Raw genomic sequence first — 14,715 nt, 5'->3', positions numbered from 1 at the left:
CAAAGCAAAATTACACCATTTCTATGGCTTCTTCGATTGTTTTATATACTTTTTGAAGCTGTTCGTCTGCCATAATGTACGGAGGCAGGATGTAAACAATATTGCCAACCGGTCTTAAAACAACTCCGTTTTCTATAAAGAAATTATAGAGTTTTGTTCGCATTGATCCATAATAACTTTCCTCTGAATCTGATTTAATTTCAACTGCAAAAATAACGCCCAGCGTTCTTGCCGTAATTACTTTTGCGTGATTTTCAATTTTTTTCTGAAAGTTCAAATGATTCTTATTTATTCTTTTAATATTAGCTTGCATTTCCGTTGTCTGCAGCAAATCTATACTTGCCAAAGCAGCGGCACAACCTGTTGGATTCGCCGTAAAAGTATGTCCGTGAAACAAGGCTTTATTGATGTCATCATCATAAAAAGCATCAAAAACTTCTTGCGTAAAAGTCGTAATCGCCATTGGGATTGTCCCTCCGGTTAAGGCTTTCGACAAACACATCATATCAGGAACTTCAGAAACATAATCCATTGCAAAGGTTTTTCCTGTTTTTCCAAAGCCTGTCATTACTTCATCGGCAATGGTTAAAACTTTATTTTCTCTACAAATTTTGATCAGTTTTGCCAATGCTTCCGGTTCGTACATCACCATTCCGGCCGCTCCTTGTACTAAAGGTTCAAAAATAAATCCGGCGCAATTATGGTTTTGGATAACATTCTGTAAAGCATCAAAACTTTCCTGCTCCTGCCCTTTTACCGGAACCGGAATTCTCACCACATCAATAAACATTCCCTGAAAAGCTTGTGTATAAAAGGAAATTCCGCTTGCTGCCATTGCCGCAAAAGTATCGCCGTGAAAAGCATTTTCGAAAGCAATTATTGTCGTTCGTTTTTCATTTTTATTGAAAAAATACTGCAAAGCTACTTTTATTGCCACTTCAACTGCTGTTGAACCATTGTCTGAAAAGAATATTTTCTGCTGATTCTTAGGTAAAATCTCAATTAGTTTTTCCGCAACATTTACTGCCGGTTCATGTGTGAAACCTCCAAATAAAACGTGTTCTAAAGTGGTTAATTGTTTGTAAATCGCATCGGCAATAAATTTATTACTGTGCCCAAACGGATTTACCCACCAGGATGCAATTGCATCTATATATTCTTTATTGTTTTCATCCCAAAGCAATGCGCCTTCGCCTCTGGAAATTGCAATTGGAGTCTGTGACGTTTTGTGTTGTGTATAAGGATGCCAAAGGTATTGGCTGTCTTTTTCTGTTAATGTCATGGTATTTAGAAAATAGAGTATAGAGTATAGAAAAAAGACTAGACATCTATAATTTTGACAAAGATAGGAAAGTCTATTTTCTTTATTCTATATTCCTTGTTCTATAAATTTAGAAGATTGTCTCTAAACAAATCGGCATATTCTTTAATTACATTTTGGTCGAAATACGGTTCTTCGTCAATTCTTCCAATGCATTTTATTCCGGTTTTGTTTAGGATTAAACTTTCGGTTGATTTGTTTTCGCTTCCGCTAAAGATAATTCCGGCAACTTTAAAACCTCGATTCTGAATGGCTTCAATAGTCAATAAGGTATGATTGATGCTTCCTAAATAATGTCTTGAAACGACAATCACTTTATAATCGGGTTGAATTAAATCAATGATGGAATCTTTTTCGTTTAACGGAACAAAAATTCCTCCTGCCCCTTCAATTACCAGATGATTTTCTGTTTTTGGTTCCTGAATATGTTGCAAATCAATAGTAATTCCGTCAATTTCTGCAGCTAAATGCGGGCTTGCCGGCGTATTTAATTTATAGCTATTCTCGAAAATTTGAGATTTTAGATTTGAGATTTTAGATTTGATTTTATGACTATCAGAATTATCTAAATCTCCTGCCTGAATGGGTTTCCAATAATCAGCTTCTAATGCTTCGACAATAATTGCAGAAGTTATTGTTTTACCAACATCGGTAGAAATTCCTGTTATAAATAATTTCATAATTAATAGACCGCGGATGACACGGATTAAACCGATTATTGCGGATTTATTTTGTATTTGGACAAACTCAACTAGATAATCTGTGTAAATCGGTTTGATCCGTGTTATCCGTGAGCCATGATGCAAAAATACCAATAAACAACAAACCCATCATTACGATGGGTTCTGTTTTTTCTATTCTTCTTTTAATTCGTCTATAACTTTTCTGATTTCCGCTGCATATTTACCATAAAACTTTTTTACCCACCATTCTAAAGCAACTCCCATAAAAAGCATGGTGAAAATTATAATCGAAAACAAAGATATCAACTGAGAATTTGTAAATTCTTTAGAGAGAAAACCAGGAATTTTCGAGAACTCAAAATAGAGAAAAGTTATTAAATACAGGATTAAAAAAGGCGTTAAGGCAAATCCAAAGGTTTTATACAATTCCATGTTAAGCCTGATATCAAAATAAGTTTCGTATAAATTGTCTTTTGTTTTTAACGTGATTGAGCTTAATCTTTTATAAAACACATAAAACTTCAGTAAATAATAAATACATACCGCCACATAAAAACTAAAAAACAGGTAATAGTAAGTCATCATTTTTTCGGGAAAACTGTACATTAATGGCACAAACCCCACTAAAGCAATACAAACGATCTGATAAATAAATTCATTTTTAAGATTTTTTCTGATCCTGTCCAATGGTGTATTTACAGCTTGTATTTTTTCTAAATTGCTTGGAAGAACAACATTTTCAGTCTTTTCGTTATTCCATGCGTTTTGTATATCGTTAAAATCCATATCCTTGATTTTTAATAATTTCTTTTAATTTTTCTTTTGCCCTGTTCAGTTTCACCCTTGCATTTCCTTCAGAAATTCCAAGATTATCTCCAATTTCTTTGTGGGAGAAACCTTCTAATTGATAGAAAATAATGGCTTTATCAATTTTTTCCAATTTCTGAACGGCTTTATAAAAGTGATCAATCTGACTTTCTTTTATCTGCGAATCTCCTTCATCGTCTTTAATGTTTTCTGAAGCAATTTCATATTTATCGACTTTCTTTTTCTCTTTTTTCAGGAAAACAATTGCCGTATTTACTGCAACACGATACATCCAGGTCGAAAACTGACTTTCGTTTCTAAAAGAATCATACGACTTCCAGAGCTGACAGATAATCTCCTGGAATAAATCCTGCTGATCATCATAATTGTCCATGTACATTTTGGAAACTTTATACAAAATTCCCTTATGACTTTCGATCCGGTTTAAAAATTCTTTCTCTTTTTCTTTCAAAACAATACTAATTCAATACTGGTTTTACTGTGTATCCTGCTTTTCTTAATAAATTAATTATGCCTAAATCTCCCGCCAAATGTGCAGATCCTACAGCAACAAACAACGTTTCTTTTTGCATCATTTCAGGCAAAATTTTTGCCCAATTTAGATTTCTGTCATCCAGCATATATTTTTTAGCTTTCGCATTCATTACATTTTCTGCAGTTGATTTTTTATATAAAGCTTCTAAATTTTCTTGTTTATAATCCGTCACTAATTGTTTCGTTTCTTCTACATGAGATTCTTCCAGCATGGCGATCATCTCCGAATCTGAATAAGCATCATCTAAAGATTTAAATTGGGATTTCACGGTTTCTAACCCTGCAATTTTCAAGTTTTTAGCCTTAGCTTTATCTATAAAATCCATTTCGTAAAATTTCAAATCATTGCAGCCGAAGGTTTTCATCGAAATCAAACTCATTACGGTAACTAAACTAAAAGCATCTACTTGCTGAATGCTCATTCCGGCAGATTTTTTCAAGATTGCATCTAATTTAGAAATTTGTTCCGGACTCAATCTTTTGCTCAATGGTTCTTTTCCCATTGCCAATTGCTGCATTTCTGTCATTTCTTTTGGATCAGAAAAGTTGATTTCCAACACTAATTTTTCCGAAGCATCAAAAGCTTTTTTTGTTTTTTCGGTCAGAAAATAATCTCCCGAACAAATCATATGAATCGTTCCGTACAAATAAGAAGGTTTCGATAATCCGTTTCCTGAAACTTCCCACAAAAGAGAATTTTCAAGTTTTGGAGATTTTGTTTGCGCCTGAATTGTTCCGCTAAAAACAATTGTGATTACTGCTACTATTGATTTAAGTACATTTTTCATTTTGGTGATTGTTAAGTTGATGATTGAAACTCGATTTATTTGATTACGGGTTGTAAGTAATGGAATCATCAAAACGTTACAAAAGATTTTAAACTTTTTATAAAAAATAATAAATGAAGTATTCGCAGGTAGAATTGTCCGCCTGAGCGAAGTCGAAGGGCACACTAATTGGAACGGGGCTTCGACTTCGCTCAGCCTGACACAGCTCAATTTGCTCAGCCTGACAATACTTTGACTTCAATCAGTCTGACAATATCAAAGTGAATTTATTTAAAATACAAAGTCTCCTAACAATTCTAAGACCTGATTAATTTCTTCTTCTGAATTATAACTGTGAATACAAAAGCGAAGACGTTCCTGACCTTCCGGAACTGTTGGAGAAAGTATGGGCTTTATATCAAAACCTTTGTCCTGAAGTTGTTGCGCTAGTTGTTTCACCTTTTCATTTCCCGGAACAATTGCCGAATGAATAGATGATTTACTTCTGACAAACATTGGCTTTAAGCCTAATAGATTTTTTTGCTGATTGAAGAAAACAATATTTTGACGCAATTTTTCAATAGTTTCTTTTTCAATTTCTAAGTGATGATATGCTGTTAAAATTGTTGAAACAGAATGTGGAGATAATCCTGTGGTGTAAATAAAACTTCGGGCAAAGTTTACGAGATATTCCTTAAGTTCTAAACTTCCTAAAACAGCGGCTCCGTGGCAACCTAAACCTTTTCCGAAAGTCATAATTCGGGCAAAAATCCTGTTATGCAATTGCAGATATTGGGTTAAACCTTCGCCTTTTTCTCCAAATACGCCAAGAGTATGCGCTTCATCAACAACTAAGTAACAATTATGCTTTTCAGAAAGTATTACTAATTCTTCCATATTTGGACAATCGCCATCCATCGAAAAAACAGTTTCGGTAACAATATAAATATTTGTGTCTGGAAATTTCAGAATAAGTCGTTCTAAATCTTCAAAATCATTATGGCTGAATTTATACGATTTAGCATTCGACATTGTAATTCCGTCCCGAATAGAAGCGTGACTTAGTTCATCATACAAAATAACATCATTTCGCTGCGGTATGGCGCTAAAAAAACCAACATTGGCATCGTAACCCGAATTGAAAATTAAAGCGGATTCAGCGTCATGAAATTGTGCAATAAAAGTTTCGGCAATTTGGTACAAAGAATGGTTTCCGGAAATCAATCTTGAACCGGTTGCGCCATTTTGGATGATATCATTTTCGATTAAATAATGATGTGCCAATTTGAAAACAGATTCTGATTTTGAAAATCCAATGTAATCGTTTGAAGAAAAATCGACAAGATTATTAAAACTTGGCAACTTTCTAAGCGAGTTATTTTGTTTTCGATTTTCGAGCTTTTGAATAAGGTTTTCCGGTAATTTCATAAAAGCAAAGTTAGAAAAAATAAAAAGGATCGAGATACTCAATTTGTTAAAGCAAAATATTGAAATCTACGTTTAAGAAAACCGCGTCCATAGCTTTTCAAAAAAAACATTGTTTATAGTCTATTTTTTATTGTTTATCGATAATTTTTATATATTTACACCAAATAAAAACTTAATCTCTATGAAAACAACCAAATTCTTTGCCTCATTTTTATATTTTGCTGTATCAACTATATTGTTTTTTACTGTTACTTATTTTATTATTGGAATATCTGCAAGATTCTTTGGCAACGATGGACAATATATTAGTAAAATCGGCGGTGGCACTTTTTTTATCGGAAATAAAAATTCAGAAGGATCTTTAGTACCTGTTACATTGACCTTGAAAATTCCAGATTCTATCAAAATGAATCAAAAATACGCTACTCCAATCGCAGAAGACACATATCCGCCTGTAAACAATATTTTTTTAAAAGAAAATAAAAAAGTAAAAGCCATAAATCTCTATAATGCAAGCCCTATGGAAGAAACTACTTATACAAGTGTTGATGAAAATGGAAATTATAAAAATCGGAAACCTGGTTTTTTCCAATTTATTAAATACGAACATTACGGAGATTCTCAATATTTAAAAATAAAAACCACAAGTACTTTGACAAACATAGCGTTAATATTAAGAGGGTATCTAAATTCTCTTTTTCATTTTCTGGAAATGTATTTCTTAGTATTAATTTTAAAAGAACTGTCTAAAGAAATTTATTTTTCAAAAATTCTTTCCAGATATATTTCCAAACTTGGTTATTTGCTACTTTTTTCACAATTAATCCCTCTAATTTATATCTTTATTGATATAAAATTATTTGGAATTGTAATGATAAAACCTCAAATCTTAGCATCTTTGCAAAACACCTATTTCGAAAACATAGCAGTTTCATTTAATCCTACTATTGATGTACAGATTTATATCCTTTTTTTAGGCAGCGTATTAGTATTGCTAACCAAATTAATAGAAAGAGGAAGAAAACTAGAAGAAGAAAATGAATTAACAATATAACTATGCCAATCATTGTAAATCTTGATGTGATGCTTGCCAAAAGAAAAATGCGTTTAAATGAATTAGCAGACCGAATTGGTATTACAAATGCAAACCTTTCTATTTTGAAAACAGGAAAAGCAAAGGCTATTCGGTTTTCGACTTTAGAACTTATCTGTGAAGTTCTTGAATGTCAACCCGGAGACATTATGGAGTTTGTGAAGGAAGAATAATTTTAATTAAAACAGCGAGTTGTTATAACTCGCTGTTTTTTTTATCTAATTTTTAAATGGCACTTATAAAAGGCGATTGTCTGCTAAATTTTGACTCAGTCATTTCCTGAATCATAAAATTTGCAATATCATGTGCACTGATTTTATCTCCCAGGCAATCTTCCAGATTTACTGAAATCTCAGAACTTTCATCTGTAAATTCAATAAACGGAACCCGAATCTGAGTCCAGTTTACATTACTTTGTTCTAATAAATCATAGGCTTTTTGTCGGTCTTCCTGAATTACAGGAAAGTTTGTTTTCATCCAATCTGTTGCCATTTGGGTTTTGGCACTTTTTTTATCGAATGGTGTATCAATGTTTAATCCGGCCAATAAAACATAACATTCTATTCCGTAATCGTTCATTACATTCAAGATATTATTTGTCGCTGAACTTGCCACAAGAGGTTCGTCTTTTCGCTGGCCAACTGTACTAATCACAGCCTGACAATCCTGAAGTAATAATTTTATGGATTCGATATCAATGGCATCGCCTTTGATAATTTCGATTTGATTGTTTTGAATGGTAAAATTCTCAGGATGTCGCAGCAGAAGTTTTATGCTAAATCCTTTCTTTAATAACTGGTTTACAAGATAATTTCCAGTTCTTCCTCCACCGCCTAAAACGGCAACTTTATATATAGTTTTCATCTGTATTCTTTATAAAATTTGACATAGATAAATCACGCTTTATCAATATGATAAAACGAAATAACAAAAGCTTATTGTGCTTTTATAACGATCAATATTTTATAAAGAGATTCTAATACTTCAAAAGTACTAAATTATTAAAAACAAAAAGCCATTCACCGCGGTGAATGGCTTCTAAACTTATTTTGAAATTGTCTTAGTCAACTAAAACAATTACTTTATTATCTTTCATCTCGATTGTACCTGAATTGATCTCTAATGTATAGGTTTGGTCATTTACTCTCGTGAATTTGCTCGCTACATCTTTAGAAAAACTAAATTTTGGAGCTGCAATTTTTACAGTTCCTTTTTCCAGAATAGAAACAATAGGAGCGTGATTATTCAATATTTGAAAGCTTCCATCAACTCCAGGTAATGTAACTGATGTTACTTCTCCTGAAAATAATTTTGCTTCTGGTGATACTATTTCTAAAATCATCTTTTTTTAGTTATGAGTTATAAGTTATGAGTTATAAGTGAGTTGAAACTCATAATTTATAACTCATAATTCATAATTATATTAAGCTTCAGCCAACATTTTTTCTCCAGCTTCGATAGCATCCTGGATAGAACCTTTCAAGTTGAAAGCTGCTTCAGGAAGATGATCTAACTCACCGTCGATAATCATGTTGAATCCTTTTATAGTATCTTTAATATCAACCAAAACTCCAGGAATACCTGTAAATTGCTCCGCTACGTGGAAAGGCTGAGATAAGAAACGTTGAACACGACGTGCTCTTGATACTGATAATTTATCTTCTTCTGATAATTCTTCCATACCAAGGATCGCAATAATATCTTGCAATTGTTTGTATTTTTGAAGAATTTCTTTTACTCTTTGTGCACAGTCGTAGTGCTCTGCTCCTAAAATTTGAGGAGTCAAAATTCTTGAAGTAGAATCTAACGGGTCAACCGCTGGATAAATACCTAACTCAGCAATTTTACGAGACAATACTGTTGTAGCATCTAAGTGAGCAAACGTTGTTGCCGGTGCTGGATCCGTTAAGTCATCCGCAGGAACGTAAACCGCTTGTACAGATGTAATAGATCCTTTGTTTGTAGATGTAATACGCTCTTGCATAGCTCCCATCTCTGTTGCCAAAGTTGGTTGGTATCCTACTGCAGAAGGCATACGCCCTAAAAGTGCTGATACCTCAGAACCTGCTTGTGTAAAACGGAAGATGTTATCAACGAAAAACAATACGTCTTTCCCCTGATCTGTTCCGGCTCCATCACGGAAATACTCAGCGATAGATAATCCTGAAAGTGCCACACGTGCACGAGCTCCAGGAGGCTCATTCATTTGTCCGAAAACGAAAGTCGCTTTAGACTCTCTCATTCCCGGCATATCTACTTTAGATAAATCCCATCCTCCATTTTCCATAGAGTGCATGAAATCATCACCGTATTTTATAATTCCTGACTCTAACATCTCACGAAGCAAGTCATTTCCTTCACGTGTTCTTTCTCCTACTCCTGCGAATACTGAAAGTCCACCGTGACCTTTTGCGATATTGTTGATCAACTCCTGAATCAATACTGTTTTACCAACACCAGCACCACCAAACAATCCAATTTTTCCTCCTTTTGCATAAGGCTCAATCAAATCGATTACTTTGATACCTGTGAATAAAACTTCTGATGAAGTTGAAAGATCTTCAAATTTAGGAGCTTGTCTGTGAATAGACAAACCAAATTCTCCTGTTTTTGGCAAGTTTCCTAAACCATCAATTGCATCTCCAATTACATTAAATAATCTTCCATATACATCTGGACCGATTGGCATTTGGATTGGATTTCCTGTTCCAACTACTTCATATCCTCTTGACAAACCGTCTGTAGAGTCCATAGAAATGGTACGAACAGTGTTTTCTCCAATGTGAGATTGCACTTCTAGAACTAACAATGTTCCGTCTTTTTTAGTGATTTCTAGTGAATCATAAATTTTTGGAAGTTCAACATCCTTACCGTTGAAAACTACGTCAACTACTGGTCCAATGATTTGAGCAACTTTTCCTATTACTTTTGACATTACTTATGTATTTATTAAATAGCTATTTAGGTTTATCGAAAATACCTCTTTTTTCAGAGCGCAAAGATAATTTTTTAAAATATAAAATCAATATTTTTTTTATAAAAAATACTACGTTTTTGTTTGATTCCTAAAACTCAGGCTACAAAAAGCTAAAAAAGCATTTTTTAACAAAATAAAAAAAAGTCACTACATTTTGGAAACGAGTGACTTTCTTACTAAAAAAATTGGCTTTATGGCAATACTGCAGGATATAGAATTGGATAATTACCCACATCTACCCCTTTCAGGTTTGATCCGTATTTAGCATTTATAGCTTCAATAAATTTATTTGCGATAAAAGCATAACCTCTTGGCGAAGGATGAACGCCATCTAATGAAAAAGTTCCTCCGGTTACGAATGTGGATGTCATTGTGAAATTATTAGCAACTATTCCGCCATTATCAATTTGATTCAGAAATGCATTGGCATCTACAAAAGCCAGGCCTTTAGATTCGGCTAGTGATTTTATAGTTCCATTAAATGCATCTGTTGCTGTTTTTAACTCTGCAATTTCTGTTGGAATTAAAACATATTTGTCTTGTAAAGGAAATGTAATTCCAAATTTATCTAAAGGTGCAGGCGGTGCTATTCCTAATCCTGAATTTGCAGCCGTTGGTGCTGCACCAATAGCTGTTTGTGTAGTCAATAAAACCAAATCAGCCGCAGTCGCCTGACGTGCCTGTCCAAAAATAGCTCCGTAAAAAGCCGCAGTCTGTGCACCCAATGTAGGTGTAAAAGCAGCCGTAAGCTGTGCTGATAAATTTGTCAGCGATTCGTCTTTTATCAATAATGGGTTTGATCCTGTTGCAGACAACAAACCAATTCTTGTTGGGGCTCCAAAAGCGGTTAATGCTTGTTTTAAAGGACCATATAATTGTGCGTTCAATGCACTAATTGTTGCAGTACCTATAGCTTCATTGCCAGCTCCTAAAACTTTAGCCGTTAAAGGATTATAGGGAACGGTCTTGAAAAACGGAAGCGATGTTACATAAGGAATATTAGCCACAACCCCTTTTGCTCCTGTTGAAGTTAATGTAGTCACAAGAGCTGCATAAGTTCCGTCGAAACCAACGCCCGGAGCTCCGGTAGCGGGAGTAATTGGGTTTGTACCGTCTCCACCTGAAGTTGCATATCCAAGTACATCATTATTTCCTATCCATAAAGAAAAGAATGTTGGCGCCTGACTCATTGCATAAGCCAAAACCGAAGTAGATCCGTTAGGTGCAAAACGTACATAATACGGATTTGCTGTTCCGTTTGCCAAACCAGCTGCCGCACCATAAGTTGGAGACAGCAAATGAAAACTTTTAGCTCCTGGAACACCTGTATTATTATAAGGACCTGCGGCGGCAATTGCAGGATTTAAAACTTCGGTAGTTGAAGCTCCTACTACAGGAACTGGCGCTGAACCGTTAAAATATAACCTTGGTCCAAAAGCTGGATTTACTTGTCCGCCAAAAAGCAAACCTCCAATATTATCATTTGTATAAGGAATTTTGAATTCGCCTCCTCCAACAAGTTTAAATTGTTGTGCCAATATATTGGTATAAGCTCCTTCTTGTCCTTTTTTAAATAATGCACCATCACTAAAACCAGAAGTCAAGGAATTTCCCAGAGCTACATATTTTGAAAAATCAGCGCTTCCGGCAGTCAATGGCAATCCATCAGATGAATCCACTACAGTTACCGGAGCATCATCACTATTACAGGCTGCAAAGGTTAACGAAACCAATAAGAGCCATTTGAAATTTTTTATCATAATTTATATATTTTAAAATTATTTCTTTTTAATTCTTCAAGAAAAGAAATAACGTTTTTGTTTTATTTGAAAATTTTCAATTACGGATTGATTGTCCATGAAGCAAAAAACTGCTGACCGATTGCTCCGGCACCAATTACCTGCGTATATTCTTTTCCTCCAATATTTGCAGCTCCTAATTTGAATACTGATTTCAATACTGGCAATGCATAATTAATCTGCGCATCAATTACTGTAGCTGATTTAATTAATCCATCGGCAAAATTTGATTCCCACATGTATTCGCTATTCCATCTTCCGCTAACGTTGAATCCGAAGTTTTTGAATAATTTCTCATTTCCAATAGACGCTTTAATTCTGTGTTTTGGCGTATTAAAACCAGCTTCAAAACTTGGATCTTCTGCCTGATCAAAATCAAACTGAGCATAATTATAATTTACGCCTACTTCGAAATCAGCAATTACTTTTCTTGAAAGGCCAATACCAAAACCAAGAGAATGAATTTCTACATCTGAATTAGTATACAACTGATAAGCTCTGTATTCTCCGTTTTGAATAGCACGTACGGATTGAAATCCTGCATCGGTTGGTCCAGCTGCAAGATTAGGATTATCCTGAGCCGTTCCATAATAAGTAGAAATAACATTAAGATTACCAATAAAATCATTGTAGACATTATAATATCCGTTTATATCTATTGAAAAACCATCATAAACAGAACGATATCCTAATTCAAAAGCTTTTACTTGTTCTGGTTTTACATAATTTGCACTTGCTTTCGTCAACAATGCAGCAGCACCAACTGGATTACTTCCTGCCAATGCGGCAAATGCAGTTACTGAACTTGCTACATAAGAATTGTTGTAAGCATCATTCCCTGTCATAATTTTAGTTGCGTTTCCACCACTGTAAGCCTGACCTTCAGGACTAAGGCTAAAAGTTTCACTAAATCTTGCTAAGTTGTCCGGAGCTGAACCAATCAAAACAGCGTTTCCGATATTGAAACCTATATATTGATCTTGTGTAGATGGATTTCTGAAACCTGTTTGAAAAGATCCTCTGAAATTATGGTTTTTCTTTTCTCCTGCAGAATATACAAGTGCTAATCTAGGAGAGAAGTTTCCGTCGAAATTTTTTGATTTATCATAACGAATAGATCCTGTAAATTTCAATCTGTCATCCATGAATTTTTTAGCCAATTGTGTATAAGCTCCATATTCATTATAATTAATAGGACCATCTGCATCTGTATAAATTCTACCGTGTGAATTCAATTCATACAATCTAAAAGATCCTCCAACCTGAATTTCAGCAAATTTTATTATATCTCTAAAATTATAGTTTGCATCTGAATGGTAAATTCTTGAATTATCAACCAATTTTGAACCTGTTAATACACTTTCGTCATTAATTACCTGATTGAAAGCATTTTTAAATTGCGATGTTCCTGGTAAAAAACGTCCAGTATCAGCAGTAGTTCTTGCAATTGCGTGAGCTTGTTCCGGAGTGGCACCACCTAAAGTAGACTTAACATATGCACCCGCATATTCTCCAAACCAGGTTTTATCGTCTTTCCATTTTCTATCTACATTTATTCCTGTAAATACCATATCATAAGAATGTCCTCCATCTTCAGAAGTTGTATATCCTCTTACGAAAAAATTCTTTCCTTTAACTTCAATTTTATGCTGCTGCATATTAAAATTGTTCAGGTAATATCTGTTTGCACCTTGATAAACAGCATTACCAAAACCAAATTTACTTTGCCAGATAATCTCTAATCTTTCATCTCCAAAAGGTCTTCCGTGAAGAGAGAAATCAATTTTAGTATTACCGGCTTTATTGTCTGTAAGATCAACTTCGTTATAACCTGTTCTGCTCACATTACTATTTGGCAATAAATTTACAGCACCGGCAGGAATTAATCCTAAACTCGCTAATGACTGACCAACACTTTTTATGTTTGTAGAAACCTCGTCACCATAAACGTTTACACCTTCGTAGTTAGGATTTGTTCTATCTATTCCGGGTGTAGTTTTATCATTATAATCAGTTGCATACCAATCAGTAGCCTGCATATAAGTAAAGTTTGCTTTAGCAGCAAAATATTTATTAAAAGCATGAGCTAATCTTATTCCAAAATCATAATAACCATTAGTACCGGCTGCATCCTGAGAAGTTTGACCAACTTTTAAATACGTTGAAATACCCTGTGAAGTAAAAGGGCTCTTGCTATTCATGAATAAAATTCCGTTAAAAGCGTTGGCACCGTATAAAGCAGAAGATGCTCCAGGCAATAATTCCACACTCTGAACATCAATTTCCGAAACACCAATCATGTTTCCTAAAACAAAGTTTAATAACGGAGATGAATTATCCATACCATCAACCAACTGCATAAAACGAGTATTGGCAACAGTAGCAAATCCTCTGGTATTTACAGACTTAAAGGTCATACTACTCGTGTTCATCTGAACCTCTTTCATATTCTCCATACCATCATAAAAAGATGGTGAAGCTGTTTTTTTAATATCCTGAATACCCATTCTTTCAATAGTAACAGGAGATTCCAAAACGCGTTCCGGAGTTCTTGAAGCCGAAACTACGATTTCATCCAGTTTATTCTCTTCGTCACTTAAGACTACATTTACAGGTTGTGTTGTTGATGTAACACTTATCGTCTTAGACAAAAACCCTACTGCCGATACTTTAATTGTAAAGGGTGGTTTAGCAGAAGTTTTTAAGATAAAAGTACCATCAAAGTCAGTCGAAGTACCGCTTCGTTCCCCTACTACGACAACATTGGCACCAGGGATAGATTGTTTGTTACCATCGGTAACAGAACCAGTAATTGAATTCTGCGCAAAAGTTATTCCGCTGAAAAACAACATAATTAGTAAATACACTCTCATTAGGTTTTGTTTTTGGTTAGTTTATCTAGCCAAAATACAAATATTTTTAATATTAATAAAAAAACGTTAAAAAAAATTAATATTTACTATGTTTTTAGCAAGTATTTTAACTATTCGTCAGTTGGTTTTATTAAATTAAAATCAAACAACAAACACACAAAAGCTAAATTACTATGCATACATATTATTTTTAAGAAAAAAAATGAGGATTTAACAAAAATACATACGTAAGAAAAAAAATTTGACAATAAAAAAAAGCGAGACCTAAATCTCGCTTTTTAACATTTATACGTTATGAAGAATGTTTGCATTTACCGTCAAAAAGTAATACAACACTAAAATTTTTTATTTATCTACTAAATTTCAATTTTCTGCTAACCCACAATATTTTACTTCGAAAAATAAAAATGAT

13 protein-coding genes are annotated in these 14,715 nt (G+C 34.0%); 2 read left to right on the top strand and 11 right to left on the bottom strand.

What is annotated here, in order from left to right; genetic code table 11:
- Window positions 1-10: 10 nt before the first annotated feature.
- The 6 genes from bioA to ACZ0AH_RS01445 form a co-directional block, all read right to left on the bottom strand.
- Entirely contained in the window at window positions 11-1,282 is a 1,272-nt protein-coding gene (bioA, locus tag ACZ0AH_RS01470) for an adenosylmethionine--8-amino-7-oxononanoate transaminase (protein WP_463474123.1), read from the bottom strand.
- 101 nt (window positions 1,283-1,383) lie between these two features.
- Window positions 1,384-2,001 (bottom strand): dethiobiotin synthase, encoded by a 618-nt coding sequence (gene bioD / locus ACZ0AH_RS01465; RefSeq protein ID WP_463474122.1) that lies wholly within the window; start codon window positions 1,999-2,001, stop codon window positions 1,384-1,386.
- Window positions 2,002-2,175: 174 nt separating this feature from the next.
- Window positions 2,176-2,790, bottom strand: coding sequence for a hypothetical protein (locus ACZ0AH_RS01460; protein ID WP_463474121.1), 615 nt, complete (start codon window positions 2,788-2,790; stop codon window positions 2,176-2,178).
- Window positions 2,780-3,283 (bottom strand): RNA polymerase sigma factor, encoded by a 504-nt coding sequence (locus ACZ0AH_RS01455; protein WP_463474120.1) that lies wholly within the window; start codon window positions 3,281-3,283, stop codon window positions 2,780-2,782. The genes ACZ0AH_RS01460 and ACZ0AH_RS01455 overlap by 11 nt, the downstream gene beginning before the upstream one ends.
- A gap of 7 nt (window positions 3,284-3,290) precedes the next feature.
- Complete coding sequence (locus ACZ0AH_RS01450) at window positions 3,291-4,154, bottom strand: TraB/GumN family protein (protein WP_463474119.1); 864 nt, start codon at window positions 4,152-4,154, stop codon at window positions 3,291-3,293.
- A 270-nt stretch (window positions 4,155-4,424) separates the two neighbouring features.
- Window positions 4,425-5,561: an aminotransferase class I/II-fold pyridoxal phosphate-dependent enzyme gene (locus ACZ0AH_RS01445; RefSeq protein ID WP_463474118.1), complete on the bottom strand. Its 1,137-nt coding sequence runs from the start codon at window positions 5,559-5,561 to the stop codon at window positions 4,425-4,427.
- A 181-nt stretch (window positions 5,562-5,742) separates the two neighbouring features.
- Here ACZ0AH_RS01445 and ACZ0AH_RS01440 point away from each other — a divergent pair, with 181 nt between their 5' ends.
- On the top strand, window positions 5,743-6,615 hold the full coding sequence (locus tag ACZ0AH_RS01440; RefSeq protein WP_463474117.1) for a hypothetical protein: 873 nt from the start codon (window positions 5,743-5,745) through the stop codon (window positions 6,613-6,615).
- Window positions 6,616-6,617: 2 nt separating this feature from the next.
- Window positions 6,618-6,827 carry a helix-turn-helix domain-containing protein gene (locus tag ACZ0AH_RS01435; RefSeq protein WP_463474116.1) on the top strand — a complete coding sequence of 70 codons (210 nt, stop codon included), beginning with the start codon at window positions 6,618-6,620 and terminating at the stop codon, window positions 6,825-6,827.
- A gap of 52 nt (window positions 6,828-6,879) precedes the next feature.
- Here ACZ0AH_RS01435 and ACZ0AH_RS01430 read toward each other — a convergent pair whose 3' ends face one another.
- The 5 genes from ACZ0AH_RS01430 to ACZ0AH_RS01410 all read right to left on the bottom strand — a co-directional run bounded on the left by ACZ0AH_RS01430 (window position 6,880) and on the right by ACZ0AH_RS01410 (window position 14,303).
- Window positions 6,880-7,518 carry an NAD(P)-dependent oxidoreductase gene (locus ACZ0AH_RS01430; RefSeq protein WP_463474115.1) on the bottom strand — a complete coding sequence of 213 codons (639 nt, stop codon included), beginning with the start codon at window positions 7,516-7,518 and terminating at the stop codon, window positions 6,880-6,882.
- 196 nt (window positions 7,519-7,714) lie between these two features.
- Window positions 7,715-7,996 carry a F0F1 ATP synthase subunit delta/epsilon gene (locus ACZ0AH_RS01425; RefSeq protein ID WP_463474114.1) on the bottom strand — a complete coding sequence of 94 codons (282 nt, stop codon included), beginning with the start codon at window positions 7,994-7,996 and terminating at the stop codon, window positions 7,715-7,717.
- 81 nt (window positions 7,997-8,077) lie between these two features.
- On the bottom strand, window positions 8,078-9,589 hold the full coding sequence (gene atpD, locus ACZ0AH_RS01420) for a F0F1 ATP synthase subunit beta (protein ID WP_127338959.1): 1,512 nt from the start codon (window positions 9,587-9,589) through the stop codon (window positions 8,078-8,080).
- 233 nt (window positions 9,590-9,822) lie between these two features.
- Window positions 9,823-11,391 (bottom strand): G-D-S-L family lipolytic protein, encoded by a 1,569-nt coding sequence (locus tag ACZ0AH_RS01415; RefSeq protein ID WP_463474113.1) that lies wholly within the window; start codon window positions 11,389-11,391, stop codon window positions 9,823-9,825.
- Window positions 11,392-11,471: 80 nt separating this feature from the next.
- Window positions 11,472-14,303: a TonB-dependent receptor domain-containing protein gene (locus tag ACZ0AH_RS01410; RefSeq protein WP_463474112.1), complete on the bottom strand. Its 2,832-nt coding sequence runs from the start codon at window positions 14,301-14,303 to the stop codon at window positions 11,472-11,474.
- Between the last annotated feature and the right edge of the window lie 412 nt (window positions 14,304-14,715).

Source organism: Flavobacterium sp. AC105, assembly GCF_979258495.1.
The sequence above is the reverse complement of the archived record's forward strand: the minus strand, read 5'-3'. Positions and strand labels throughout refer to the sequence as shown.